At 69.8% G+C, this 25,511-nt stretch carries 28 protein-coding genes; 5 read left to right on the forward strand and 23 right to left on the reverse strand.

Annotated elements, in window-relative coordinates:
• Positions 1 to 44 precede the first annotated feature (44 nt).
• Positions 45 to 950, forward strand: a complete 906-nt coding sequence (gene rarD, locus AB0J39_RS15560; protein ID WP_363464653.1) for an EamA family transporter RarD — start codon at positions 45 to 47, stop codon at positions 948 to 950.
• Positions 951 to 1,025: 75 nt separating this feature from the next.
• The gene (locus tag AB0J39_RS15565; RefSeq protein ID WP_363464656.1) at positions 1,026 to 1,853 is read left to right on the forward strand and encodes an LLM class flavin-dependent oxidoreductase; all 828 of its coding nucleotides are present in this window, start codon (positions 1,026 to 1,028) and stop codon (positions 1,851 to 1,853) included.
• 2 nt (positions 1,854 to 1,855) lie between these two features.
• On the opposite strand, the gene AB0J39_RS15570 is transcribed toward AB0J39_RS15565, so the two are convergent.
• Positions 1,856 to 2,329: an Rrf2 family transcriptional regulator gene (locus AB0J39_RS15570; RefSeq protein WP_363464659.1), complete on the reverse strand. Its 474-nt coding sequence runs from the start codon at positions 2,327 to 2,329 to the stop codon at positions 1,856 to 1,858.
• Between the two features lie 77 nt (positions 2,330 to 2,406).
• Between AB0J39_RS15570 and AB0J39_RS15575 the strand changes: the two genes are divergently transcribed.
• The gene (locus tag AB0J39_RS15575) at positions 2,407 to 3,150 is read left to right on the forward strand and encodes an NAD(P)H-binding protein (RefSeq protein ID WP_363464662.1); all 744 of its coding nucleotides are present in this window, start codon (positions 2,407 to 2,409) and stop codon (positions 3,148 to 3,150) included.
• A 55-nt stretch (positions 3,151 to 3,205) separates the two neighbouring features.
• On the opposite strand, the gene AB0J39_RS15580 is transcribed toward AB0J39_RS15575, so the two are convergent.
• The 19 genes from AB0J39_RS15580 to AB0J39_RS15670 form a co-directional block, all read right to left on the reverse strand.
• Positions 3,206 to 3,349, reverse strand: coding sequence for a hypothetical protein (locus AB0J39_RS15580; RefSeq protein WP_363464665.1), 144 nt, complete (start codon positions 3,347 to 3,349; stop codon positions 3,206 to 3,208).
• 213 nt (positions 3,350 to 3,562) lie between these two features.
• Positions 3,563 to 4,558, reverse strand: a complete 996-nt coding sequence (locus AB0J39_RS15585; RefSeq protein WP_363464667.1) for a polyprenyl synthetase family protein — start codon at positions 4,556 to 4,558, stop codon at positions 3,563 to 3,565.
• An 11-nt stretch (positions 4,559 to 4,569) separates the two neighbouring features.
• Positions 4,570 to 6,123 carry an NADH-quinone oxidoreductase subunit NuoN gene (nuoN, locus tag AB0J39_RS15590; protein ID WP_363464670.1) on the reverse strand — a complete coding sequence of 518 codons (1,554 nt, stop codon included), beginning with the start codon at positions 6,121 to 6,123 and terminating at the stop codon, positions 4,570 to 4,572.
• Positions 6,123 to 7,628, reverse strand: coding sequence for an NADH-quinone oxidoreductase subunit M (locus tag AB0J39_RS15595; RefSeq protein WP_182907084.1), 1,506 nt, complete (start codon positions 7,626 to 7,628; stop codon positions 6,123 to 6,125). Before AB0J39_RS15595 ends, nuoN begins: the two co-directional genes overlap by 1 nt.
• Positions 7,628 to 9,469: an NADH-quinone oxidoreductase subunit L gene (gene nuoL / locus AB0J39_RS15600; RefSeq protein WP_363464710.1), complete on the reverse strand. Its 1,842-nt coding sequence runs from the start codon at positions 9,467 to 9,469 to the stop codon at positions 7,628 to 7,630. The genes AB0J39_RS15595 and nuoL overlap by 1 nt, the downstream gene beginning before the upstream one ends.
• Before the next feature lie 66 nt (positions 9,470 to 9,535).
• Positions 9,536 to 9,832, reverse strand: coding sequence for an NADH-quinone oxidoreductase subunit NuoK (gene nuoK / locus AB0J39_RS15605; protein ID WP_030506864.1), 297 nt, complete (start codon positions 9,830 to 9,832; stop codon positions 9,536 to 9,538).
• Entirely contained in the window at positions 9,829 to 10,758 is a 930-nt protein-coding gene (locus tag AB0J39_RS15610) for an NADH-quinone oxidoreductase subunit J (RefSeq protein ID WP_363464674.1), read from the reverse strand. The genes nuoK and AB0J39_RS15610 overlap by 4 nt, the downstream gene beginning before the upstream one ends.
• Positions 10,751 to 11,266 carry an NADH-quinone oxidoreductase subunit NuoI gene (gene nuoI / locus AB0J39_RS15615; RefSeq protein WP_111700538.1) on the reverse strand — a complete coding sequence of 172 codons (516 nt, stop codon included), beginning with the start codon at positions 11,264 to 11,266 and terminating at the stop codon, positions 10,751 to 10,753. Before nuoI ends, AB0J39_RS15610 begins: the two co-directional genes overlap by 8 nt.
• Positions 11,253 to 12,614, reverse strand: a complete 1,362-nt coding sequence (gene nuoH, locus AB0J39_RS15620; protein WP_363464677.1) for an NADH-quinone oxidoreductase subunit NuoH — start codon at positions 12,612 to 12,614, stop codon at positions 11,253 to 11,255. Before nuoH ends, nuoI begins: the two co-directional genes overlap by 14 nt.
• Complete coding sequence (locus tag AB0J39_RS15625) at positions 12,611 to 15,007, reverse strand: NADH-quinone oxidoreductase subunit G (protein ID WP_363464678.1); 2,397 nt, start codon at positions 15,005 to 15,007, stop codon at positions 12,611 to 12,613. The genes nuoH and AB0J39_RS15625 overlap by 4 nt, the downstream gene beginning before the upstream one ends.
• Positions 15,004 to 16,290, reverse strand: a complete 1,287-nt coding sequence (gene nuoF, locus AB0J39_RS15630; protein WP_363464680.1) for an NADH-quinone oxidoreductase subunit NuoF — start codon at positions 16,288 to 16,290, stop codon at positions 15,004 to 15,006. The genes AB0J39_RS15625 and nuoF overlap by 4 nt, the downstream gene beginning before the upstream one ends.
• 88 nt (positions 16,291 to 16,378) lie before the next feature.
• Positions 16,379 to 17,050, reverse strand: a complete 672-nt coding sequence (gene nuoE / locus AB0J39_RS15635) for an NADH-quinone oxidoreductase subunit NuoE (RefSeq protein WP_363464683.1) — start codon at positions 17,048 to 17,050, stop codon at positions 16,379 to 16,381.
• Positions 17,047 to 18,363, reverse strand: a complete 1,317-nt coding sequence (locus AB0J39_RS15640) for an NADH-quinone oxidoreductase subunit D (protein ID WP_363464686.1) — start codon at positions 18,361 to 18,363, stop codon at positions 17,047 to 17,049. The genes nuoE and AB0J39_RS15640 overlap by 4 nt, the downstream gene beginning before the upstream one ends.
• A gap of 43 nt (positions 18,364 to 18,406) precedes the next feature.
• The gene (locus tag AB0J39_RS15645; protein WP_363464688.1) at positions 18,407 to 19,072 is read right to left on the reverse strand and encodes an NADH-quinone oxidoreductase subunit C; all 666 of its coding nucleotides are present in this window, start codon (positions 19,070 to 19,072) and stop codon (positions 18,407 to 18,409) included.
• Positions 19,069 to 19,620, reverse strand: a complete 552-nt coding sequence (locus AB0J39_RS15650) for an NADH-quinone oxidoreductase subunit B (protein ID WP_169980970.1) — start codon at positions 19,618 to 19,620, stop codon at positions 19,069 to 19,071. The genes AB0J39_RS15645 and AB0J39_RS15650 overlap by 4 nt, the downstream gene beginning before the upstream one ends.
• 2 nt (positions 19,621 to 19,622) lie before the next feature.
• Positions 19,623 to 19,982 (reverse strand): NADH-quinone oxidoreductase subunit A, encoded by a 360-nt coding sequence (locus AB0J39_RS15655; protein WP_079315519.1) that lies wholly within the window; start codon positions 19,980 to 19,982, stop codon positions 19,623 to 19,625.
• Positions 19,983 to 19,984: 2 nt separating this feature from the next.
• A complete protein-coding gene (locus AB0J39_RS15660) occupies positions 19,985 to 20,131 on the reverse strand; it encodes a hypothetical protein (RefSeq protein WP_363464691.1) in 147 nt (48 codons plus the stop codon).
• Positions 20,128 to 21,381, reverse strand: coding sequence for a geranylgeranyl reductase family protein (locus AB0J39_RS15665; RefSeq protein WP_363464694.1), 1,254 nt, complete (start codon positions 21,379 to 21,381; stop codon positions 20,128 to 20,130). Before AB0J39_RS15665 ends, AB0J39_RS15660 begins: the two co-directional genes overlap by 4 nt.
• A gap of 163 nt (positions 21,382 to 21,544) precedes the next feature.
• Complete coding sequence (locus AB0J39_RS15670; RefSeq protein ID WP_363464696.1) at positions 21,545 to 22,267, reverse strand: demethylmenaquinone methyltransferase; 723 nt, start codon at positions 22,265 to 22,267, stop codon at positions 21,545 to 21,547.
• 218 nt (positions 22,268 to 22,485) lie between these two features.
• On the opposite strand from AB0J39_RS15670, the gene AB0J39_RS15675 reads away from it, so the two are divergent.
• Complete coding sequence (locus AB0J39_RS15675) at positions 22,486 to 23,616, forward strand: hypothetical protein (protein WP_363464699.1); 1,131 nt, start codon at positions 22,486 to 22,488, stop codon at positions 23,614 to 23,616.
• Here the strand turns inward: AB0J39_RS15675 and AB0J39_RS15680 are convergent.
• Entirely contained in the window at positions 23,613 to 23,822 is a 210-nt protein-coding gene (locus tag AB0J39_RS15680; RefSeq protein ID WP_346225051.1) for a DUF4229 domain-containing protein, read from the reverse strand. The two genes, AB0J39_RS15675 and AB0J39_RS15680, sit on opposite strands and share 4 nt — an antisense overlap.
• A gap of 259 nt (positions 23,823 to 24,081) precedes the next feature.
• Here AB0J39_RS15680 and AB0J39_RS15685 point away from each other — a divergent pair, with 259 nt between their 5' ends.
• Complete coding sequence (locus AB0J39_RS15685) at positions 24,082 to 24,303, forward strand: BldC family transcriptional regulator (RefSeq protein WP_079315524.1); 222 nt, start codon at positions 24,082 to 24,084, stop codon at positions 24,301 to 24,303.
• A gap of 113 nt (positions 24,304 to 24,416) precedes the next feature.
• Here the strand turns inward: AB0J39_RS15685 and AB0J39_RS15690 are convergent, their stop codons facing one another.
• Entirely contained in the window at positions 24,417 to 24,653 is a 237-nt protein-coding gene (locus AB0J39_RS15690) for a hypothetical protein (protein ID WP_363464702.1), read from the reverse strand.
• Positions 24,654 to 24,662: 9 nt separating this feature from the next.
• Positions 24,663 to 25,388 (reverse strand): hypothetical protein, encoded by a 726-nt coding sequence (locus AB0J39_RS15695; protein WP_363464705.1) that lies wholly within the window; start codon positions 25,386 to 25,388, stop codon positions 24,663 to 24,665.
• Positions 25,389 to 25,511 lie beyond the last annotated feature (123 nt).

Here is a 25,511-nt window from a genome sequence, read left to right on the forward strand (position 1 = left end):
CCCTTATTTGTGCTGAATCTAGGTAAGCAGCGAAGATGGGGGTCATGCCTGATACGCGCCGTGGTGTCCTGTATGGCGTCACCGCCTACACGATGTGGGGTCTGTTCCCTCTCTACTGGCCCCTGCTCAAGCCGTCCGGCGCCGTGGAGATCCTCGCCCACCGAATGGTCTGGTCTCTGGTCGTGGTGGTCGCGGTCCTCGCCGTACGCCGCCACTGGTCCTGGATCCGCACCATGACCCGCCGCCAGTTCCTCCTCCTCGCCCTCGCGGCCGTCACGGTCTCGGTCAACTGGGGCGTCTACATCTACGCCGTCAACGCCGGTCACGTGGTGGAGAGCGCGCTGGGCTACTTCATCAACCCCCTGGTCAGCGTGTTGTTCGGCGTGCTGGTCTTCCGTGAGCGGCTGCGCACGTGGCAGTGGATCGCCGTAGGGCTGGGCGCGCTCGCGGTCCTCATCCTCACGCTCGACTACGGGCGTCTCCCCTGGGTCGCCCTCGTGCTCGCCTTCAGCTTCGGCACGTACGGGCTGATCAAGAAGGCGGCGGGGGTGGGCAGCGCGGAGAGCCTGACCATCGAGACGCTCGTGCTGCTGGTGCCGGCCCTGGGCTACCTGATCTTCCTGCAGGCGGACGGCACGGGGACCTTCGCCAACCACGGTCTCGGCCACGCGCTGCTGCTGGTGACGGCCGGCCTCATCACCGCGGTGCCGCTGATGCTCTTCACGGCCGCCGCGCTGCGGGTTCCGCTCACCATCATCGGCCTGCTCCAGTACATCGCCCCCGTGCTGCAGTTCCTGTGCGGCGTGCTGATCGTCCACGAGACGATGCCCGCCAGCCGGTGGGCCGGGTTCGTGGTCGTCTGGCTCGCGCTGAGCGTCTTCACCTGGGACAGCGTCCGCGCCGCCCGTACGTCCCGGCAGGAACGCACGTCGGCGCTCGAGACCGTCTGATACGCCTCCCGGAGTACCAGGCCCGCCTCCGGCTGGGGGACGACGGCACGGGCCGCGACGGCGAGGATCGGCGGCATGAGCAAGGAATTCCGTTTCGGGATCGTCGCCGGTCTGGCCCCCGACGCCGCCGCGTGGACGGCGACGGCCCGCCGCGCCGAGGACCTCGGCTACTCGACCCTGCTCGTCCCCGACACCCTGGGGACGCTGCCGCCGCTGCTCGCGATGACCGCCGCGGCCACCGTCACGACGACGCTGCGCGTGGGCACGTTCGTGCTGGCCGCGCCCTACCGCAATCCCCCACAGGTCGCGCACGAGCTCGCCGGGCTCGACTTCCTGTCGAGCGGACGGCTGGAGGTCGGCGTGGGGGCCGGCCGCGCCGCGGCCGAGGAGGAGGCTCGGGCGCTCGGCATGCCGTACGGCACGGCGGGCGAGCGCGTGGCGCTGGTCCGATCGCTGATCGACGAGGTACGGGCGGCCTTCACCAGGAGCGGGACCACCGTGCAACGCCAAGGGCCTCCCATCCTCGTCGCGGGGGCCGGTCCCCGCATGCTGGCGCTGGCCGCGGAGAAGGCGGACATCGTCGCACTCGCCGTACCCCCCGCCACACCGGAGGAGGGCCTGCGCGGGCCCGTCGGCACGCTACGGGAGATGGCCGGGGCGAGGTTCGACGACATCGAGCTGAGCATGAACCTGCTCCAGGTGGGCGAGGGACCGCCCCCGTGGGTGCCCGGCGGGCTGACGGCCCCGTCGCCGGACGCCGCCGCCGTGCTGCGCGGCTCGCCCCGCGAGATGGCCGGCACGCTGCTGCGCCGCCGCGACGAGCTGGGCCTCTCCTACATCACCGTCAACGGCTTCTACGCCGACGCCCTCGCCCCCGTCGTCGAACTCCTCGCGGGCCGCTGACGTCAGCGCGTGGCCGACAGGCGTGACCGGGTGCGGGCGGGCGCCCACTCGGGCAGCTCGGCGAGGATGTCGGCGAGCGTCACCCCGGCGAGGCTGCTCCGCCACGCGCGGTGCGCCTCGGCCATCTTCTCGGCGATGACGCAGATGCGCCGGCAGTCCTCGGGAGGCAGCGCCCCCCGCCCCTGCTGGCGGATCTCGCGGCACTCGTACGGCGAGGACGCGCCGTCGACCGCCTCGACGATCTGCAGCAACGTGATGTCGGAAGCCGCCCGTGCGAGCCGGAACCCACCGCGCGGGCCCGTCATCGCGGCCAGGACACCGGCCCGGACGAGCGCCTGTAACTGCTTGGCCAGGTAGGGCGCGGGAACGTCGTAATAATCCGCGAGTTGCGCCGCCGACGCGGTGGCTCCCGGCTCGAGCTGCGCCAGCGCTGTGGCGCAGTGCAACACCCACTCGGTGCTCGCAGGCAGCTTCATGCCCGACAGTCTATCGAAGACATTGCGGATCTTTTTTGTCCGAGATAGCATCCGAGGCGTCTAGCGAAGGAGAGACCATGAGAATCGCAGTCGCCGGCGCCACCGGGAACATCGGGAAGCTCACCGTCGCCGCCCTCGAACGGGACGGGCACGACGTCGTACGCGTCAGCCGCTCACTCGGCGTGGATCTGCTGACGGGCGAGGGGCTCGACAAGGCCCTGGACGGCGTCGAGGCCGTCGTCGACGCGATCAGCTCAGAGGCGACCGACCGGGACGAGTCGGTGGCGTACTTCGGCACGACCACCACGAACCTGCTGGCCGCCGAGGAGCGGGCGGGCGTCCGCCACCACGTGCTGCTCTCGATCATCGGCATCCACGGGGTGGAGGGCAACGCCCACTACGCCGGCAAGCGCGAGCAGGAGCGCCTGGTCTCCGCCGGTCCGGTGCCGTGGACGATCGTTCCGGTCGCGCAGTTCCACGACTTCGCCGAGATGGTGGCGGGGTGGACCGAGCAGGACGGCGTCGCCACGATCGCGCCGCTGCTGGTGCAGCCGATCGCGCCCGCCGACGTGGCCGACGTCCTCGCGGAGATCGCGGTGGGCGATCCCCAGGGGCGCTACGCCGACGTGGCCGGTCCCGAGCCGCAGGACCTCGTCGACATGGCCCGGCGCACCCTCGCGGCACGCGGCCGGACGGTCAGGCTCGTGCCGACCTGGTCGGGACTCTTCGGGACGGAGATGGCCGGCGACGTGCTGCTGCCCGGAGAGGGCGCCCGCATCGCGCCGACCACCTTCGACGAATGGCTCGCCGACCAGAAGTAGATCCCGTCCCGTGCTCGGCCGTCGGCCGGTCAGGGCGGCCACGGTCACGGACGCGTCAGGCCAGCGCCGCCTCGGCCCTGGCGTACGCGGCCCCGGCGATCCTGGGCAGCAGCACGGCGGGGTCGGTGTGCGGCTTCGGCCACTGGCCGGGATCCGGATCTCCAGCACGTAACGCGGCGTCTGCACCACCTCGACCCACTGTGTCACCGACTTCTCCTCGAAGACCCAGAAGGCCCAGGACCGGCTGCCGAGAGGCGCCACGGGGAACGGCTTCACGCTCATTGATGCGTGGGAGCGGCGGATGTGCCCACATGTGTGCCGCAGGCGGCCGCGCTCACGGAAAGCGACACGGCCGCCGACAGTACGACCGCACACCGGGTGATCCTCACCCGGGCAATGATCCCCTAGAAGATCAGCCGGTGCGGTCGACGACGTAGTCGCACAGGGCGATCAGGGCCGTACGGGCGGGGATGTCGGGCAGGCCGGCGAGGGCGGTCTTGGCCCGGCCGATCCAGCGGGTGAGCTCCTCGCGGGCCTGGTCCATGGCCCGGTGGGCCCGCAGCAGCGTCAGCGCCTCCTCGACGTCCTCCTCGGCCACCGGCCCGGACAACAGGGCGCGCAGCCGCTCGTCCGCGGGGTCGTCGGAGGTCAGGGCGTACAGCACCGGGAGGGTGCGGACGCCCTCGCGCAGGTCGGTGCCCGGGGTCTTGCCCGAGTCGGCCGTGGGCGCGGCCACGTCGATGAGGTCGTCGCCGAGCTGCCAGGCCACGCCGATCGCCTCGCAGGCGTCGGTCAGGCGATCGACCACCTCCGGGGGGGCGCCGGCGAGCATGGCGCCGAAGCGGCCCGAGGTGGCGATCAGGGAGCCGGTCTTGTCGGCCAGCACGCCGATGTAGTGGGCGATCGCGTCGGAGCCCTCGGCGGGCCCGATCGTCTCGCGGATCTGACCGCGCACCAGGCGGGAGAACGTACGCGCCTGGATCCGGATGAGCTCGGCGCCGAGGTCGGCGAGGATCTCCGACGCCTGGGCGAACAGGTAGTCGCCGGTGAGGATGGCCACGGTGTTGTCCCACCGGGCGTTGGCGGACGGGGAGCCCCGGCGCACCGGGGCCTCGTCCATCACGTCGTCGTGGTAGAGCGTGGCCAGGTGGGTCAGCTCGATGACGACGGCCCCGGGCACGATGCCCGGGGCGTCGGGGTTGCCGAACTGGGCGGCCAGCAGCACGAGCATCGCCCGGAACCGCTTGCCGCCCGCCTCGATGAGGTGCCTGGACGTCTGGGTGACGAAGGCGTCCTCGCTCTCGACCGACGAGCGCAGCAGCTTCTCCACCGCCGCGAGCCCGCCCGCGAGGTCGTCGGCCAGCCGCTCGTCTACGAGAGGAATGTCCACAACGGGCGGCGCGGCCATACGGGAATCTCCTATCGGACGAACAGGGACTGTGCTGCCGTGTGCGCGAGGTCCAGCACGGGCTGGGGATAAACCCCGAGAACTACCGTAGCCAATGCCGCGACACCGACGACCGCCGCGGTCCCCCGCGAGGGCAGCACGACGGACGGGCCGTCGGCGGCCGGGTCGCTGAAGAACATCAGCACGATCACACGGACGTAGAAGAACGCGGCGACGGCCGAGGCGACCACGCCGATGATGACCAGCGGCGTGGCGCCGTTGGCGACGGCCGCCTGGAAGACCGCGTACTTCCCGAAGAACCCGCTGGTCAGCGGGATACCGGCGAAGGCCAGCAGGAAGAACGCGAAGACCCCGGCCAGCAGCGGCGAGCGCTTGCCGAGCCCGGCCCAGCGGGACAGGTGCCACGCCTCGCCGCCCGCGTCGCGCACCATCGTGACGACCGCGAACGCGCCCACCGTGGTGAAGCCGTACGCCACCAGGTAGAACAGCAGGCCGGACAGGGCCGAGGTGTTCTCGGCCTGGGTGTGACCGGTGGCGATCACGCCGATGAGCAGGAAGCCACCGTGGGCGATGGACGAGTAGGCGAGCATCCGCTTGATGTCGGTCTGCGTGATCGCGAGGACCGCGCCGACCACCATCGTGAGAATCGCCACACCGTACAGCACCGGGCGCCAGTCCCAGTCGAGACCGCCGAGACCGACCCAGAACACCCGCAGCAGCGCGCCGAAGGCGGCCACCAGGGTGCCGGAGGCCATCAGCGCGGTGATGGGCGTGGGCGAGCCCTGGTAGACGTCCGGCTTCCACGCCTGGAACGGCGCCGCGCCGATCTTGAACAGCAGGCCGACGCCGAGCATGGCCGCGCCGATGTAGAGCAGCGTGTCCTGGCCGCCGACCGCGCCGAGCGCCTGGTTGATCTTCACGAGGTCGACCGAACCGGCGAAGCCGTAGAGCAGGGCCGTGCCGTACAGGAAGAAGGCCGAGGAGAACGCGCCCAGCAGGAAGTACTTGACCGCGGCCTCCTGCGACAGCAGGCGGCGGCGCCGGGCCAGGCCGCACAGCAGGTACAGCGGCAGCGACATGACCTCGAGGGCGACGAACGCGACGAGCAGGTCGTTGGCCGCCGGAAACAGCAGCATGCCGCCGACCGCGAACAGCAGCAGCGGGTAGACCTCGGTGTGCGTGGCGCGCTCGACCAGCGACTGCTCCTCCTCGGCCGAGCCCGGCACGGCCGCGGCGGAGCCGACGAAGTGCTCCTCGTCCTTGATGAGCAGCACGCTCACGAAGGCGAGGATGAGGATCGTGCCCCAGATGAACAGCGCCGGGCCGTCCACGGCCACCGCGCCCATCGCGGCGGGCTCGGTGGGCACGCCCTTGACCGCCTGCCAGACGGCCAGCGCGAACGCGCCGGCCAGCGACAGCAGCGTGAGCGGCAGGTGGATCGCCGAGCGCAGGTAGCGCGGGGCGAACGCCTCCACAAGCACGCCGACGATCGCCGCGCCGAAGACGACGAGCAGCGGCGCCAGCTGGGCGTACTCGATCGTGGGCGCCTCAATGGTGCCGTTCACTACTGGCCCTCCTGAGCAACGGGTACGGCCGGCTGCGGGTCCGTGACCGACACGCTCGACAGCGTGTCCTTCACGGCGGGATTGATCACGTCGAGCAGCGGCTTCGGATAGAAGCCGAACACCAGCAGCAGCGCGACGAGCGGCGCCACCACCCACTTCTCCCGGGCGTTCAGGTCGGGCAGCGACTTGACCGACTCGGCCGTCGGACCGTTCATCGTCCGCTGGTACATCCACAGGATGTAGATCGCGGCGAGGATGACGCCGACGGTGGCGATCACCGCCGGGACGACGTAGCGCTGGTAGGTGCCGGTCAGCACCATGAACTCGCTGACGAACGTGCTGAGACCGGGCAGCGAGAGGCTGGACAGGCCGGCCACCAGGAACGTCCCGGCGAGGATCGGGGCGACCTTCTGCACGCCGCCGTAGTCGGCGATGAACTGCGAGCCCCTGCGGTAGATGAGGAAGCCCGCGATCAGGAACAGCGCGCCGGTCGAGAAGCCGTGGTTGACCATGTAGAGCGTGGCACCCGCGCCCGCGCTGGTGGTCATCGCGAACACGCCCATCGCGATGAAGCCGAAGTGCGACACCGAGGTGTAGGCGATGAGCCGCTTCATGTCGGTCTGCCCGATCGCCACGATCGCGCCGTACACGATGCCGATCACCGACAGCGTGATGACCAGCGGCGTGAAGAACTTCGCGGCGTCGGGGAACAGCTCGAGGCAGAAGCGCAGCATGCCGTACGTGCCGACCTTGTCCAGCACGCCGACCAGCAGGACGGCCGCGCCGGCGGGGGCCTGGGCGGCGGCGTCCGGCAGCCAGGTGTGGAACGGCCACAGCGGCGCCTTGATCGCGAAGGCGATGAAGAAGCCGAGGAACAGCCACTTCTGCGTCGTCACGTCCTGGATGGTCCCGACCAGGTCGGTGAACATGAACGTGCCCTTGCCGGCGATCGAGTAGAGCGCGATCACCGCCACCAGCATCAGCAGCCCGCCGAACAGCGAGTACAGCAGGAACTTCACGGCCGCGTACGACCGCTGCGCCCCGCCGTACGACCCGATCATGAAGTACATCGGGATCAGCATGGCTTCGAAGAAGACGTAGAAGAGGAAGACGTCGGTCGCCGCGAAGACGCCGATCATCATGGCCTCGAGCACGAGCAGCAGCGAGAAGTACGTCCGGACCGAGCGCTTGCCGGCCTCGGCGTCATGCCAGGAGGCGAGCACCACGATCGGCACGAGGATCACCGACAGCAGGATGAGCACCAGAGCGATGCCGTCCACGGCGACGCCGTAGTGGACGCCGAACGCGGGAATCCAGTCGTACGTCTCGGCGAACTGGAACTTGTCGCCGTTCGGGCTGAACTGGACCGCCATGGCGACGGTCAGCGCCAGCACGATCAGCGACACCACGAGGGTGAACTGCTTGGCGAGCTTGTCGTTGCGGACAAGGGTCACGCCCAGCGCGCCGAGTACGGACACGCCCATCAGGGTTGAAAGCCAGGGCATCACAGGTTCCCTACGACGAGCCAGGCACCGGCCAGGAGGGCGGCACCCAGGAATATCGACAGCGCGTACGAGCGGACGAACCCGGTCTGGACCCGGCGCAGGCGCCCGGACGTGCCGCCGATGCCCGCGGCCAGGCCGTTCACGAGGCCGTCGACGCCGCGGTTGTCGAAGAACACGGCCAGGCGGGTCAGCCACTGACCGGGGCGCATGAACAGCGCCTCGTTCAGGGCGTCGCCGTACAGGTCACGACGGGCGAAGGTGGTGAGGAACGAGCCGCGCGGGGCGACCGCGGGCACCTCGGCCCTGCCGTACTTCATCCAGGCGAAGGCCGCGCCGACCGCGACGAGCGCGAGCGTGGTCAGGCCGGGGACGCTGAACGGGTGGAACGAGGGCATCTCCTCCGGCGCGCCGACGGCCGGCGCGAGGAAGGTCATGAACCGGTTGCCCATGATGAGGAACCAGCCCAGGACGATCGCGCCGATCGACAGGACGATCAGCGGCACCGTCATGACGGCGGGCGACTCGTGCGGGTGGGCCGTGGGCTCCCAGCGCTTGGCGCCGAAGAACGTCATGAACACCAGGCGCGACATGTAGAAGCCGGTGATGCCCGCGCCGAGGACGGCCAGCCAGCCGAGGACGGCGTTGTGTTCCATCACGGTCTCGATGATGCCGTCCTTGGTGAAGTAGCCGGACAGCAGCGGGAACCCGATGATCGCCAGGTATCCGATGAGGAACGTCCAGAACGTGAGCGGCATGACCTTGCGCAGGGCGCCGTACTTCCGCATGTCCACTTCGTCGTTCATGGCGTGCATGACCGAGCCCGCGCCGAGGAACATGTCGGCCTTGAAGAAGCCGTGCGTGATCAGGTGCGCGATCGCGAAGGCGTAGCCCGCCGGGCCGATGCCCGCGGCGAGCACCATGTAGCCGATCTGCGACATCGTCGAACCGGCCAGCGCCTTCTTGATGTCGTCCTTGGCGGTACCGATGATCGCACCGGCGAGCAGCGTCGCGACGCCGACGATCGTCACCACGAGCTGCGCGGTCTCGGTGCCGATGAAGATCGGGCCGGACCGGACGATCAGGTAGACGCCGGCGGTGACCATGGTCGCCGCGTGGATGAGGGCCGAGACCGGGGTCGGGCCCTCCATCGCGTCGAGGAGCCAGGACTGCAGCGGGAGCTGCGCCGACTTGCCGCAGGCGCCGACGAGCAGCAGCAGGCCGATCGCGGTGAGCGTGCCGGAGGACGCCTTGTCGGCGTTCGCCAGGACGCCGTCGAAGGCCAGCGTGTGGAACGTCGCGAAGATCGTGAAGATGCCGATCAGCAGGCCGAAGTCGCCGACGCGGTTGACGATGAACGCCTTCTTGGCCGCGGTCGCCGCCGAGGGCTTGTGCTGCCAGAACCCGATCAGCAGGTACGACGCGAGGCCGACGCCCTCCCAGCCGACGAACAGGGCGACGTAGTTGTCGGCCAGCACCAGCAGGAGCATCGCCGCGACGAACAGGTTGAGGTAGGCGAAGAACCGCCGCCTGTTCGGGTCGTGCGCCATGTAGCCGATCGAGTAGACGTGGATCAGCGAGCCCACAAAGGTGATCAGCAGGCAAAACGAGATCGACAGCGGGTCGACCAGCAGGCCCACCTTCGCCAGGCCCGGGATGAAGTCGTACAGCTCGATCCCGCGGCGGCGCTCGCCGGGGGCGAAGCCGAGGAGCTGTACGAACGACAGCGCCGCCACCACGAAGGACGCGACGGCCATGAGCACGCCCAGCAGATGGCCGAACTTGTCGGTCCTCCGGCCGCCCAGCAGGAGGACCGCCGCTCCCACCAGGGGCAGAGCGATCATGAGCCAGGCTGCTCCGATCGCTCCGCCGGAGTGCTGGATGATCTCAGCGGGTTCCACGGCCACCTCTTAGTACTTCAGCAGGCTGACGTCGTCGACCGACGCGGACCTGCGGGTTCGGAAGATCGTCACGATGATGGCCAGGCCGATGACCACCTCGGCGGCGGCCACGATCATCACGAAGAACGCGATGAGCTGGCCGTCGAGGTTGCCGTTCTGCCGGGCGAAGGTGACGAACGCCAGGTTGCAGGCGTTGAGCATGAGCTCGACGCACATGAACACCACGATGGCGTTGCGCCGTACGAGCACGCCGACGCCGCCGATCGCGAACAGCAGCGCGGAGAGCACCAGGTAGTGCGTGGTCACTTGCCGTCCTCCTCGCTCCGGGCGTCAGCGCGGGCGCTGACGACCCGGCCGGCCACGACGCCCTCTTCCACCGGGCCCTCTTCGGCCATGGGCTCGGTGTCGGGACCGCCGTCCCTGGCCTCCTCGGCGACCGTCGGGGTGCTGTGCCCGTTGGAGTGCCCGTTGGCCCGCTGGGCGGCCTCCTCCTGCTCCAGCACGCGGGCGACCTCCGGGGGCAGCATGCCCTGGGACTCCTCGTACCGCGCGATGTACCGGTTGACCGACAGCGGCGAGACCGACCCGTCGGGCAGCAGCGCCGGCATGTCGATGGCGTTGTGCCGGGCGTAGGTGCCGGGGCCGGGCAGCGGCGCCGGGTTCTTGCCCGTCTTGCCGAAGGCGACGAAGCGCTGCCGGGACAGGTCCTTCTGGGTCGGCTTGGGCTCGCTGCGCTCCCGGTGCGCGAGCACCATCGCGCCGAGCGCGGCCGTGATCAGCAGCGCCGAGGTCACCTCGAAGGCGAACACGTGGCGCGTGAAGATCAGCTCGGCCAGGGAGGGCACGTTGCCCGCCTGGGTGGCGGCGGTCAGGCCCCTGGGGGCGCCGACGACCGCGTTGCCGATGCCGGCCGCGAGCAGGACGGCGAAGCCGAGCCCGCCCACGATGGCCCAGAACCGCTGGCCCCTGATCGTCTCCACGAGGGAGTCGGACGAGTCCACGCCCACGAGCATGAGCACGAACAGGAACAGCATCATGACCGCGCCGGTGTAGACGATGATCTGCACGGCCGCCAGGAACGGAGCGTCCTGGACCGCGTACAGCACCGCCAGCGAGAGCATGACGACGCCGAGCATGAGGGCCGAGTAGACGGCCCTGCGGCTGAAGACGAGTCCGAGCGCGGCGATCACCGAGATGACCGCGAGCACCCAGAACGTGATGGACTCACCCATTGCTTCGACCCAACCGGTAGTAGTCCTCCTCGGTCTCGCCGAGGCGCATCGGGTGGGGCGGCTGCTCCATGCCCGGTCCCAGCGGTGCGAGGAGCATCTCCTTGGTGAAGATCAGCGACTCGCGGCTGGAGTCGGCGAGCTCGTACTCGTTGGTCATCGTGAGCGCCCGGGTGGGACACGCCTCGATGCACAGCCCGCAGAGGATGCAGCGCAGGTAGTTGATCTGGTAGACGCGGCCGTACCTCTCACCCGGCGAGAAACGCTCCTCGTCGGTGTTGTCGCCGCCCTCTACGTAGATGGCGTCGGCCGGGCAGGCCCAGGCGCACAGCTCACAGCCGACGCACTTCTCCAGCCCGTCGGGCCACCGGTTCAGCTGGTGCCTTCCGTGGAAGCGCGGCGCGGTGGGCCGCTTCTCCTCCGGATAGTTGACGGTCACCGGCTTCTTGAACATGTGGTGGAAGGTGACGCCGAATCCCTTGATCGGGTTCAGCCAATCAGTTGCTCCCACTGGTCACCTCCTTGGCGGCGTCGGAATTGAGACGCGCGGCGGGCACGACTCCGTGGTAGTGCGGGGCGTCGAGCGGCGGCACGGGGAACCCGCCCGCGACCGGCTCCTCCCGCAGCTGCTCGAACTCCTCCTCGATCTGGGCGGCCTTCGCCTCCTTGCGGCGCTGGTTGACCGTGTCGAACCGGAGCCAGATCGCGAGGGCGCCGATGATGACGACCGCGCCGATGGTCATGATGACCGCGCGGTTGCTGTCCGGCAGGCGCAGCGCCTTGAACGTGGCGGCCATCAGGATCCAGGCCAGGTTGACCGGGATGAGCACCTTCCAGCCGAAGGCCATGAGCTGGTCGTACCGGACCCGCGGCAGCGAGGCGCGGACCCAGACGAAGAAGCCGAACGCGATGACCAGCTTGATGAAGAACCACAGCATCGGCCACCAGCCGGAGTTCGCGCCGTCCCACATGGAGATCGGCCACGGAGCCCGCCAGCCGCCGAAGAACAACGTGATCGCCATCGCCGAGACGGTGAAGACGTTCACGTACTCGGCGAGCATGAACATCGCGAACTTCAGCGAGGAGGAGTACTCCGTGTGGAAGCCGCCGACCAGCTCGCCCTCGCCCTCGGGGAGGTCGAAGGGCACGCGGTTCGTCTCGCCCAGCATCGTGATCGCGTAGATCAGGAAGGACGGGATCAGCGAGACCACGTACCAGGACGGCATCGGGATGGACAGCGCGCCGATGTCCCAGGTGCCGCCGCCCGCCTGCTTCGCCACGATCTCCGAGGTGGACAGCGTGCCCGCCTGGAGGAACACCGCGACGAACGACAGGCCCATCGCAATCTCGTACGACACGACCTGGGCGGCCGAGCGCAGGCCGCCCAGCACGGCGTACGGCGAGCGGGAGCCCCACCCGGCGAGCACCACGCCGTAGACGCCGATCGAGGCCGTGGCCAGGACCAGCAGCACCGCGACCGGCAGGTCGGTGAGCTGCAGCGGCGTCTTGTGGCCGAACATCCACACCATCGGCCCGAACGGCACGACGGAGAAGGCCAGGAAGGCCGGGACGGCGATGATCACCGGGGCCAGGAAGTAGATCACCTTGTCCACGGTGCGTGGCATGATGTCTTCCTTCAGGCCCATCTTCAGGCCGTCGGCCACCGTCTGCAGCAGGCCGAACTTGCCTGCGCGGTTGGGGCCGTAGCGGTGCTGCATGCGCGAGATGAGCTTGCGCTCGGTCCACACGCCCATCAGCACGCCCAGCATCAGGAACACGAAGATCGCGACGGCCTTGATGATCGTGATCCACAGAGGATCGTGGCCGAAGTCGCTCAGCGTGGGTCCGGGGTTGTTCACGAGACGCTCCCGATCTTTACGACGTCTCCGGCGACCGCGCGCAGGTCGCGCGTGACCGACAGGCCGGCGGAGTTGGACGGCACCCACACGACACGGTCGGGCAGGTCCGCGACGCGCACCGGCACGACCACGTCGTCACCGATGGTGATCTTGCCGCCGTCGACCGCGCCGATCTCCGCGGCCGTCGCCTCCGACAGCAGCGCCGCCGTCGAGCGGGCGGTCCCCGCCAGGTACGGCTCGCCGTCCTGCAGCCTGCCGTCGTCGAGCAGCAGGTGCCAGGTCGCCAGCACGGCCTCACCGGCCTGCGGCTCCCTGACCGGACGGCCGGTGACCGCCGGCGCGGCCGGGCGGGTGCCCTTCCAGGAGCCGAGCGTGGCCATCTCCCGCCGGGCGGCGGCGGGGTCGGGCAGGCCGAGGTGGACGTCCATCTGGTCGGCGATCGAGGCGATGGCCCGCAGGTCGCTCATCAGACCGGGGACGGCCGTGGCCACGCCGAACGAGCGGCCCCTGCCCTCCCAGTCGACGAACGTGCCGGACTTCTCGGCCACCGCGGCGACCGGCAGGACCACGTCGGCCCGGTCGGTGACCGCGCTGGCGCGGATCTCCAGGCTGACGATGAACGGCGTGTTCTCCAGCGCCGCCAGGGCCCGGGCCGGGTCGGGCAGGTCGTAGGGGTCGACACCCGCCACGACCAGCGCGTCGACCTCGTCGTTCAGCGCGGCCTCGATGATGCCCGCCGTGTCGCGGCCGGGCGCGCCGGGCAGCGAGCCGACGCCCCACACCCTGGCGACCTCCGCGCGGGCGGCCTCGTCGGAGGCCGGGCGGCCGATCGGCAGCAGGCCCGGCAGGGCGCCCGCCTCCAGCGCGCCGCGCTCACCGGCCCGGCGCGGCACCCAGGCGAGCCGGGCGCCGGTGGCCTGCGTGAGCCGTACGAGCGCGGACAGGGCGCCGGGGGCGGTGGCCAGCCGCTCGCCGGCGAGGACGATCGAGCCGGCGGGCAGCACGTCGCCGCCGACCAGGTCGCCGAGCGCCTCGGCCTCGGCGCCGGGCGCCGTGCGGATCAGCGTGCCCTGCATCTTGGCCAGGCCCGGCGTGGCGAACGGCGCGAGCGAGTAGACCTTCAGGCCCCGCTTGCGCGCCGCCTTGCGCAGGCGCAGGAAGACGATCGGCGACTCCTCCTCGGGCTCGAACCCGGCCAGGAGCACGGCCGGGGCCGTCTCCAGGTCGGCGTAGGAGACCTCGATGCCCTTGCCGGCGACGGCGTGGGCGAGGAAGCGCGCCTCCTCTTCGGAGTGCGGGCGGGCCCGGAAGTCGATGTCGTTGGTGCCGAGGGCGATCCGGGCGAACTTGCTGTAGGCGTAGGCGTCCTCGACCGTGAGCCGCCCGCCGACCAGCACGCCGGCCTTGCCCCGGGCCCGCAGCAGGCCCTCGGCCGCGACGGCCAGCGCGTCCGGCCAGGAGGTCGGGACGAGCTTGCCGCTCTCGTCACGGACCAGCGGCGACCGCAGCCGGTCGGGCGCGGTGGCGTAGGTGAAGGCCCAGCGGCCCTTGTCGCAGTTCCACTCCTCGTTGACCTGCGGGTCGTCCCCGGCCAGACGGCGGGTGACCTTGCCGCGGCGGTGGTCGGTGCGCAGCGAGCAGCCCGACGCGCAGTGCTCGCACGCGCTCGGCGTGGAGACCAGGTCGAACGGGCGGGAGCGGAACCGGTAGGCCGCGCCGGTCAGCGCGCCCACCGGGCAGATCTGGATGGTGTTGCCCGAGAAGTAGGACTGGAACGGCTCGCCGTCGGCGACGCCCACCTGCTCCTTGGCCCCGCGCTCGAAGAAGTCGATGAGCGGGTCACCGGCGATCTGCTCGGAGAACCGGATGCAGCGGGCGCACTGGATGCACCGCTCGCGGTCGAGCAGCACCTCGCTCGACAGCGGGATGGGCTTCTCGAACGTCCGCTTCTGCTCGGTGAAGCGACTCTCGCCCTGGCCGTTCGACATGGCCTGGTTCTGCAGGGGGCACTCGCCGCCCTTGTCGCAGACCGGGCAGTCGAGCGGGTGGTTCAGCAGCAGCATCTCCATCACGCCGCGCTGGGCCTTCTCGGCCACCGGCGAGGTGAGCTGCGTCTTGACCACCATGCCCTCGGCGACCTCGATCGCGCAGGACGGCTGCGGCTTGGGGAAGCCGCGGCCATTGCCCGCGTCGGGGATGTCGACCAGGCACTGGCGGCAGTTGGCCGCCGGCGAGAGCAGCGGGTGGTCGCAGAACCGGGGGATCTGGATCCCCAGCAGCTCCGCGGCCCGGATGATCAGCGTGCCCTTGGGGACGCTGATCTGGAAGCCGTCGATGGTCAGGGAGACCATGTCCACGACCGGCTGCTCCGGCTGCGTCGTCTGAACTGTCACTTGGACCCCCACACCGTGGAAGCGGCGGGATCGAACGGGCAGCCGCCGATCTCGAAGTGCTTGAGGTATTCGTCGCGGAAGTGCTTCACCGACGAGTGGATCGGGCTCGTCGCACCGTCGCCGAGGGCGCAGAACGAACGGCCGAGGATGTTGTCGGCGATGTCGGTGATGGTGGCCAGGTCGTCCTCGGTGCCCTGGCCCTTCTCCAGCCGCTTGAGCACCTGCTTGAGCCAGAAGGTGCCCTCACGGCAGGGCGTGCACTTGCCGCAGGACTCGTGCGCGTAGAACTCGGTCCACCGCATCACCGCGCGGACCACGCAGGTCGTCTCGTCGAAGATCTGCAGGGCGCGGGTGCCGAGCATCGAGCCCTTGGCCCCGACCGACTCGAAGTCGAGCGGCACGTCGAGGTGCTCGGCCGTGAAGATCGGCGTCGAGGAGCCTCCCGGCGTCCAGAACTTCAGCTCGTGGCCCTCGCGGATGCCGCCCGCCATGTCGAGCAGCTCGCGCAGCGTGATGCCCAGCGGGGCCTCGTACTGGCCCGGCCGGGTCACGTGGCCCGACAGCGAGAAGATGCCGAAGCCCTTGGACTTCTCGGTGCCCATCCCGGCGAACCAGTCGGCGCCGTTGGCGATGATGCTCGGCACGCTCGCGATCGACTCGACGTTGTTGACCACCGTCGGGGAGGCGTACAGGCCGGCGACCGCCGGGAACGGCGGCTTGAGCCGGGGCTGGCCGCGGTAGCCCTCCAGCGAGTCGAGCAGCGCGGTCTCCTCGCCGCAGATGTACGCCCCGGCGCCGCTGTGCACGACGAGTTCGAGGTCGTAACCCGAGCCGAAGATGTCCGTCCCGAGGTAGCCCTTCTCGTACGCCTCGCGGACCGCGGCCTGCACCCGGCGGATGACGTGGACGACCTCGCCGCGGATGTAGATGAAGGCGTGGTTGGCCCGGATGGCGTAGGACGCGATGATCACGCCTTCGACCAGCGCGTGCGGGTTGGCCATCATGAGCGGGATGTCCTTGCAGGTCCCCGGCTCCGACTCGTCGGCGTTGACCACGAGGTAGTGGGCCTTGCCGTCGCCCTGCGGGATGAAGCCCCACTTCATGCCGGTAGGGAAGCCCGCGCCGCCGCGGCCGCGCAGGCCCGAGTCCTTCACCGCCTGGATGACGGCGTCGGGGTCCATGCCCAGGGCCTTCTTGGCGGCCGCGTACTCGCCGTATCCGTCGATGGTGAACGAGTCGTCCTGGTCCCAGTTCCTCGTCAGGATCGGCGTAAGCTGTGTCATTTGGTCGCTCACCGCTCCTCGTTCGCTGCGCGGGCCGCTCGTACCTCGCGGACCGCTCCGCTCACTGCGTCGGGTTCTCTCCGCGTTGTCATTCCGCGCTCCCCTCGGCCTTGGGGGCCTCCCAGCCGTTGGCCTTGGCGACCTTCAGGCCCTCCAGCGACGGACCGGCGGCCGACGGGCCCTCGGCGGCCTGGCCGTCGGGGAAGCCGGCGAGGACCCGGGACGCCTCCTTGAACGTGCACAGCCGGCGCGGGCCGCGCGTGGGCGCGACCTCCTTGCCGGCGCGCAGGTCGTCGACGAGCTGCTTGGCCGACTCCGGGGTCTGGTTGTCGAAGAACTCCCAGTTGACCATCATGACCGGCGCGAAGTCGCAGGCGGCGTTGCACTCCAGCCGCTCCAGCGTGATCTTGCCGTCGCCGGTGGTCTCGTCGTGGCCGACGCCCACGTGCTCGCTGAGCTCGTCCCAGATCTGGTCGCCGCCCATGACCGCGCACAGCGTGTTGATGCAGACGCCGACGTTGTACTCACCGGCCGGCTTGCGCTTGTACATGGTGTAGAAGGTCGCGACGCCGACGACCTCGGCCTTCGACAGGCCCAGCATCTCGGCGCAGAACTCCTGCCCGGCGTCGGAGATGTAGCCGTCCTCCGACTGCACCAGGTGCAGCAGCGGCAGCAGCGCCGAACGCGGCCGGGGGTAGCGGCCGATGATCTCCTTGGCGTCCGTCTCCAGACGCTCACGGACCTCTGGGGAGTACGTCATCGGTCCACACCTCCCATGACCGGGTCGATCGAGGCGACCGCGGAGATGACGTCGGCGACCATGCCGCCCTCGCACGTCGCGGGCACCGCCTGCAGGTTCGTGAACGACGGGTCGCGGAAGTGGACCCGGTAGGGCCGGGTGCCGCCGTCGCTGACCACGTGCGCGCCCAGCTCGCCGCGCGGCGACTCGACCGAGGCGTACGCCTGCCCGGCCGGCACCCGGAAGCCCTCGGTCACCAGCTTGAAGTGGTGGATCAGGGCCTCCATCGAGCTGCCCATGATGTGGGCGATGTGGTCGGGCGAGTTGCCGAGGCCGTCGGGGCCGAGCGCGAGCTGCGACGGCCAGCCGATCTTCTTGTCCTCGATCATCACCGGGCCGCCCTTGAGCGGGCCGGACAGCCGGTCGAGCGCCTGCTCAATGATCTTGAGGGACTCGTCCATCTCGGCCATGCGCACGAGGTAGCGGCCGTACACGTCGCAGGTGTTCTGCGTCGCCACCTCGAACTCGTACGTCTCGTAGCCGCAGTAGGGCTGGGACTTGCGCAGGTCCCACGGCAGGCCGGCGGCCCGCAGCATGGGCCCGGTGATCCCGAGCGCCATGCACCCGGTCAGGTCGAGGTAGGCCACGTCCTTGGTACGCCGGGTGTAGACCGGGTTGGCGTCGAGGAGCTTGCGCATCTCCTTGATCCGCCCCGGCATGATCTTGAGGAACTCGCCGATCTTGTCGACGGCGCCGGCCGGCAGGTCGACGCTGACGCCGCCCGGCCGGACGTACGCCATGTTCATCCGCAGGCCGGTGATGTACTCCATCAGGTCGAGCACCATCTCGCGCTCGCGGAAGCCGAACAGCATCGGCGTCGTCGCGCCCAGCTCCATGCCGAACGTCGCGATCGCGACGAGGTGGGAGGAGATCCGGGTGAGCTCCATCGTCAGGACCCGGAGGGCCTGCGCCCGGTCCGGGATCCTGTCGGTGATCCCGAGAAGCTTCTCGACCCCCATGCAGTAGGCGGTCTCGTTGAAGATCGGCGCGAGATAGTCCATGCGGGTGACGAACGTGACCCCCTGGGTCCACGTCCGGTACTCCATGTTCTTCTCGATGCCGGTGTGCAGGTAGCCGATCACCGTGCGGGCCTCGGTCACGGTCTCGCCGTCGAGGGTCAGCACGAGCCGGAGCACGCCGTGCGTCGACGGGTGCTGCGGGCCCATGTTGACGACGAGGCGCTCCTCGGCCGACTCGCTGACGGTCTTGACCAGTTCGTCCCAGTCCTGACCGGCGACGTCGTAGATCCGGCCCTCGGTCTCGGTGGTGCTCACGACGCTCTCCTCGCTGCCCTCGTCCACTCGTGCAGGTCGACGCTCACGAGTACGACCTCCTCCGGTCCGGCGCGGGGACCTCGGCGCCGCGGTATTCCACCGGAATGCCGCCGAGCGGGTAGTCCTTGCGCTGCGGGTGTCCCTCCCAGTCGTCCGGCATCTCGATCCGGGTCAGCGCCGGGTGGCCGTCGAAGACGATTCCGAAGAAGTCGTACGTCTCGCGCTCGTGCCAGTCGTGCGTGGGGTAGACCTGAACCGTGGAGGGGATGTGCGGGTCGGCGTCGGGGCAGGAGACCTCCACCCGGACGCGCCGGTTGTGCGTGATGGAGCACAGGTGGTAGACGGCGCGCAGCTCCGCACCGATCTCCTCGGGGTAGTGGACCCCCGAGACGCCGAGCGACAGCTCGAACCGCAGCGCCGGGTCGTCACGCAGGTGCTTCATCACCTCGGGCAGCCGCTCGCGCCGCACGTGGAAGGTGATCTCACCGCGGTCGACGACCACACGCTCGATCGCGTCGGCGAACGCCGGCTCCAGCGCGTCGGCCACCTCGTCGAAGTACGACCCGTACGGCCGGCTGCTGGACAGCTTCGGCGGGCGGCGGACGACCAGGCGGTTGTAGCCGGAGGTGTCGCCGCTGTCCTTGACGCCGAACATGCCCCTGCGGGCGACGGGCTCCTCGGGCAGCCCGGGCAGGTTCTCGGTGGTCACTTCCCGGCTCCCTGGTCGATCAGCGGCAGCGTGCGCAGCGCCTGGAGTTCGAGCTCCTCGATCTGCTTCTCGCGGTGCGCGCCGAACTTCATGTTCTGGATCTTGTCGTGTAGCTTCACGATGGCGTCGATCAGCATCTCCGGGCGCGGCGGGCAGCCGGGCAGGTAGATGTCGACCGGCACCACGTGGTCCACGCCCTGGACGATGGCGTAGTTGTTGAACATGCCGCCGCTGGACGCGCAGACGCCCATCGCGATGACCCACTTGGGCTCGGCCATCTGGTCGTAGATCTGGCGGAGGACGGGCGCCATCTTCTGCGACAGCCGGCCGGCCACGATCATGAGGTCGGCCTGCCGCGGGGAGGCGGAGGCGCGCTCCATGCCGAAGCGGGCCAGGTCGTGCTTCGGGCCGCCGGTGGCCATCAACTCGATGGCGCAGCACGCGAGACCGAAGGTCGCCGGCCAGACGGAGTTCTTCCGGGCCCAGCCCGCCACCTGCTCGACGGTGGTGAGGATGAACCCGCTCGGGAGTTTCTCTTCAAGACCCATGGCTAATCCCAATCGAGGCCGCGACGCCGCCACACGTAGGCGTACGCCACGAGAACGGTGACGATGAACAGCACCATCTCGACCAGCCCGAACACGCCGAGTTTGTCGAAGGCCACCGCCCACGGATAGAGGAAGATGATCTCGATGTCGAACACGATGAACAACATCGCGGTGATCATGTACTTCAGCGGGAATCGGCCGCCGCCGACCGGCTGCGGAGTGGGCTCGATGCCGCACTCGTAGGCGTCCAGCTTCGCGCGGTTCCAGCGCTTGGGCCCGGTGAATGGCGCGATGCTCACGGAGAACACGGCGAATCCCGCCGCGAGGACCGCGAGCACCACGATCGGCACATACAGCTCCATGGCTACATGTCCTCGCTTACTCGATGAATTTGGGCGATCACGAGAATGCCGGAGGGCGCGGCCGGCCGGGCGGCCACCTGCGGGGCCGGGGGCGACATGCGCATCGTCTCGGTCATGCGGGCTTCAGTCATGCTGGCTTCGGCGATCATGATGGCGGAGCCACCTTGGACAGGGCGTTGATTATGCGGTCGGAGACGTCGCCCCGCCGGTCTGTGAGATTAGCGAGCAGCTTGAAGGCGAATCTCATCAGGGCGGGATGGGGCATCCCGTGCCGGGTGGCGAAGCTCATCACACCCGGCCTCCCGATCGCCTCCACGAACAGTCGGCCGAGGGTGAAGTATCCGCCATGGGCGTCTTTGAGCATACGAGGATACGCGAGTAATACGCGCTCACGCTGGGCGGGCGTCGGCCGGGACAGCGCCTGCGCGATCACTTCGGCCGCGGTCCTGCCGGTCTCCATGGCGTACGCGATGCCCTCGCCGTTGAACGGGTTGATCGACCCGCCCGCGTCGCCGACGAGAACCAGCCCGCGGGAGTAGTGCGGCTGCCGGTTGAAGCCCATCGGCAGCGCGGCGCCCCTGATCGGGCCCGTCATGTTCTCCTCGGTGAAGCCCCACTCCTCCGGCGTGTTCTTCATCCACCGCCGCAGCAGGTCGCGGTAGTCGATGTTCTTGAAGGCGTCGCTGGTGTTCAGCAGGCCGAGGCCGACGTTGGAGGTGCCGTCGCCGACGGGGAAGACCCAGCCGTAGCCGGGCAGCAGCCGGTCGCCGTCCCAGAGCTCCAGCCACGTCTCCAGATAGTCGTCGTCGTGGCGCGGGCTCTTGTAGTAGGTGCGCACCGCCACGCCCATCGGGCGGTCCTCACGCTTGTGCAGGCCCAGCGCGATCGACAGCCGGGTCGAGTTGCCGTCGGCCGCCACCACGAGCCGCGAGCGGTAGGACACCTCCTCGCCGTCCGCCTTGGCCGTCACGCCCACGACGTGGCCGCTGCGCTCGTCGAGCAGGGGGCCTGTAACGTTCACGCCCTCGCGCAGCCGGACGCCCGCGCGCTCGGCGTGCCTGGCGAGGATCTGGTCGAAGTCGGCGCGGGTGCGCACGAGGCCGAAGTCGGGATAGCTCGACAGCTCGGGCCAGTCGAGTTCGAGGCGCATGCCGCCGCCGTAGACGCGCAGCCCCTTGTTCCTGATCCAGCCGGGAGCGTCGATGTCGACGCCCATGGCCACGAGTTCCTTCACCGCCCGCGGGGTCAGCCCGTCACCGCAGACCTTCTCCCTGGGGAAGCGCGTCTTCTCCAGGAGCAGCACGTCGAGACCGGCGCGGGCGAGGTGGAAGGCCGTCGTGGCACCCGCGGGGCCCGCGCCGACGACGATGACGTCGGCGTCGACCTCTCTCCGCGTCACGCGGGTTCGCTCACTCACGGGGGACCTGTCCGTTCCAGGGAAGGAAGGCCTCGAAATTGGTTTAGACCTTCGTGCCTTTGTGAACAACTTCACAAACTGTCGCGCCGCAGTCTAACCCCTATCCGGGGCGAAGTGTCAGAGGGGTACGGCCAAGCACGCCTCATCACGCTTTGACCGCCCGATGCAGGGCGACGATGCCGAGCGTGAGGTTGCGCCAGGCCACCTTCCGCCAGCCCGCCCGCTGGATGATCCGCGCCAGCGCCTCCTGGTCCGGCCAGGCCCGGATCGACTCGGCGAGGTACTCGTAGGACTCGGGATTCGAGCTGACCATCCGGGCCACCGGCGGCAGCAGCTTCATCAGGTACTGCGAGTAGACGAGGTCGAACGACTTCGGCGTCGGCCGGGAGAACTCGCAGATCACCAGCCGGCCGCCCGGACGGGTCACCCGCAGCATCTCGCGCAGCGCCTGCTCGGTGTCGGCCACGTTGCGCAGGCCGAAGGAGATCGTGACGGCGTCGAACGTCTCGTCGCGGAACGGCAGACGCAGCGCGTCGCCCGCGACGAACGTCACCCCGCGCACGCCCCCGCCGTACAGACCGGAACCGCCGCGCCGCTCGACCCCGGTGCGGAGCATGCCGAGCGAGAAGTCGCACGCGATCGCCCGCGCCCCGAGCTCGGTGAACGCGTCGGTCGAGGTGCCGGTGCCCGCGGCGAGGTCGAGGACCAGCTCGCCGGGCCCCGCGTCGATCGCCGCCGCGGTGGCCTTCCGCCACAGGCGGTCCTGGCCGAGCGAGAGGACGTCGTTGACCAGGTCGTAGCGCCGGGCCGTGCGATCGAACATCGCGGCGACCTCGTGCGGCTGCTTGTCCAGCGATGCGCGCGTCATGCAGGCAAGCCTAGGACGCGACGGGCGCGCCCCCTCACCACCGCCACCGGATAAGCGGAACGTAGTTTTCCGATTACGCTGAGTCTGCTAGAAATTGGGGAATGCGCGTCACCACCGCACTGCTTCCGGTCGCATCGCTCGTCACATGCGCCGCCTTTCTCCCAGCCGTCACGGCGTCCGCCCGCATCCGCCAGCCCCGCGTGGTGTCGGAGAATCCGGTGAACACCACACCGCACGTGGTGGACGGCATCGTGACCGCGTTCGCGCTGGTCGGCCGCACCGTCGTGGTGGGGGGCGAGTTCAGCGCGGTCCGCGAGGCCCGGGGCGGGGAGGACCTGCCGCGGGCGAACGTCTTCGCCTTCGACCTCTACACCGGGCGCGTGCTGCGCGACTTCGCGCCGGATCTCGACGGGCCGGTGGCCGCGCTGGCCGCCGGTCCCGGCGACACGGTCTACGTGGGCGGCGCCTTCGGGATGCCCGACCGGGCCCTGGTCCGCCTCCGCGTGTCCGACGGCGCCGTCGCCGGCGATTTCTCCGCCCCCGTCTACGGCGGGGACGTCACCAGCCTGGTACGGCTGGGCGGCGCGCTCTACGTGGGCGGCGACTTCAGCAGGATCGGCCGGAGCCCGCGCACGGCGCTGGCCCGCGTGGACGCCGAGACCGGCGCGGTCGACCCCCGGTTCACCGTCACGCCCGGCGACGGGCGCCGCGGCGATCCCCGGATCCACGCGATGGCCGCCGTCCGCGACCGCTTAGTGGTGGACGGCGCGTTCACCACGCTCGACGGCCTGCGCCGCCCGCAGCTCGGTGTGATCGACCTCACGACCGGGCAGGTGGCCGACTGGCACACCGAGGCGTACGCCCCGGCATGCAAGCCGGACTTCCCGTCGTACGTGCGGGGGCTAGACCTGTCTCCGGACGGGCGCTACTTCGTGGTCGTCACGACCGGCGGGGCGGCGCGCGGCACCTCGAAGCTGTGCGACTCCGCCGCCAGGTTCGAGACGTACGCGAAGGGGGAGGCGATCCGCCCGACCTGGGTGAACCTGACCGGAGGCGACTCCCTGTACGCGGTCGCGGTCACGGGGTCCGCCGTCTACGTGGGCGGACACCAGCGCTGGCTGGACAACCCGAAGGGCGCCGACACGGCCGGCCCGGGGGCGGTCCACCGGCCCGGCATCGGGGCGATCGACCCGGTCAGAGGCAGGGCGCTGCGATGGAACCCGACGAGGGAAAGGGGAATCGGGGTAAAGGCCTTCCTGACCGTAAAGACAGGTCTTTTGGTGGGAAGCGACACGACGGAGCTCGGGCATGAGTACCATGCCCGCGTCGGCATGTTCCCGGCGACCTAGTTCTTCCCCGCCTCCCGCCGTTTCCCGGCGATGCGCTCGCTCACCGCGTCGCGCTGTTTGGACAGCAGCACGTAGCTGGCCAGACCGCTGACCAGGACGGCGACCAGGAGAAGCGGGAACGACCGCAGGCCGACGAGATACAGGACGCCGAGAGCGACGGCGAACAGGCCGAGGCGCGAAAGGGTGTAAACGACAACCGGATGCACAGCGTCGAGGTTACGTCACCCTCCCGGCCCGCCAGTCTCTCTTCGCATCTGCTGCGGGCACTGCTAGTGTTCACAACAAGGCGCTTTTGTAAAGAAACACCCATGAGCGCCCCAAAGAGGCTCTATCATATAACAATCGGGCACTGAGCCGGTAACAACCCGTGATCTTCTCCGAAAACCACGGATAAATCAGGCTTCGCTCGGCACACTGGTTACCTGTCCGCCCGCTGCAGGACGCGGGACGCGAGGGGGAGAGATTGTGGAGAGTAGCAGCGAGCGACTGCTGACTCCTGGAGAGGTTGCCGCTCTCTTCAGGGTCGACCCGAAGACCGTGACCCGTTGGGCCGCGGCCGGGCGCATCAGCAGCATCCGTACCCCCGGGGGGCACCGGCGGTTCCGTGAATCGGAAGTGCACGCCCTCCTTCGCGGAGAGGACGTCCTCACGGCCGAAAGGCCGAACGGCGACTCCCCGCGAGTCTGACGCAGTACCAGCACCAGGTGATCCTGCGCGCTACCCGGACGCCGCAGGGTCACCGGAGTCAGTCCCACGTCGAGTCTGCGTCCCCGGCCTGTCCTGCTCCCTTGCCGGGTACGTCAGTCCTGCTCCGCCTTGAAGGCCAGGAACGCCTGCTCGAGCGCGTCGTCGCCCTCACGCCAGCGGCGCCGGCGCTCGGCGTCCTCCTCCTCGGTGATCGACTCGGCCAGCCAGCCTTCGTAGCCGGGCTCGCCCGGCGTGACCTCCACGTACGCGTTGCCGATGAGGCGCCCGTCATCGGTGGTCAGTGACCGGGGCACGCGCAGCGTGCCGTCGCCGAGCCGGATCACGTACATCCGAATCACCTAGATTCCGAAACGCCGGTTGAAGAAGAGCATGACGTTGAGGGCCGTCCGCGTGTCGCCGCCCAGCATGTCGACCAGGGCCGGACGCTGCCGGGACGCGATCGCCGCGAACGCGTCGGCGAAGAACTCCTTGCGCCCCAGGCCGCCGGGCTGCCGATGGAACGACGACGCGAACAGCGGCAGGCACTCCTCGTAGAGCGCCGCGAACTCCGGGGAGTCCGACACCCACTCTCCCGGACCCGCGTCCACGTCGTCCAGCGCATGCCCCACTTCGTGCATCATCACGTCGGGCGTCGGCGACGGCCGGTCCCCCACCACGATCTTGCGGTCGCCGTACGCGCCGGCGCAGATGTCCCAGGTGGCCCGTCCCGACGGCAGCGGCGCGCCGCGCAGGTAGCCCATGTCGTCCAGGTCGGGCACACCGCCGCGCCCGACGTAGATGCCTTCGAGCCCGATGGCGAGCTTCGTCTTGAGCTGCTCGGGCAGCCTCGCCAGGCTGTCCACGGCCCGTACGGCGTCGGCGGACGGAGGCCCTTCGGCGGCGTCCCACTCGCGGTACAGGATGCGCTCCAGCGGCCCGCAGTGCCGTCTGCCGTCCCGCAGGTCGGGTGCGTCGGGCGGGTGGGGCGCGGCCCGCGTCGGCGAGTCGTCGAGCTCGAAGTCCTGCCAGGTGTACTGCGGCCGGTCGTCCACAACGGGCGCGGTGACCGCGTGGACCCGGTCCACCGGCCGCTCCGGCGGCCGGCCGGCCCCCCAGTACACAGCGCCGGACGCAAGCCAAAAAGCGATCCCCCGCGCCCCCCCATCTAGCGAATGCAAACCTAGGTACTAAAGGCAATAAACTAGGCA

The organism is Microbispora sp. NPDC049633 (assembly GCF_040675265.1).
GTDB lineage: Bacteria > Actinomycetota > Actinomycetes > Streptosporangiales > Streptosporangiaceae > Microbispora > Microbispora maris.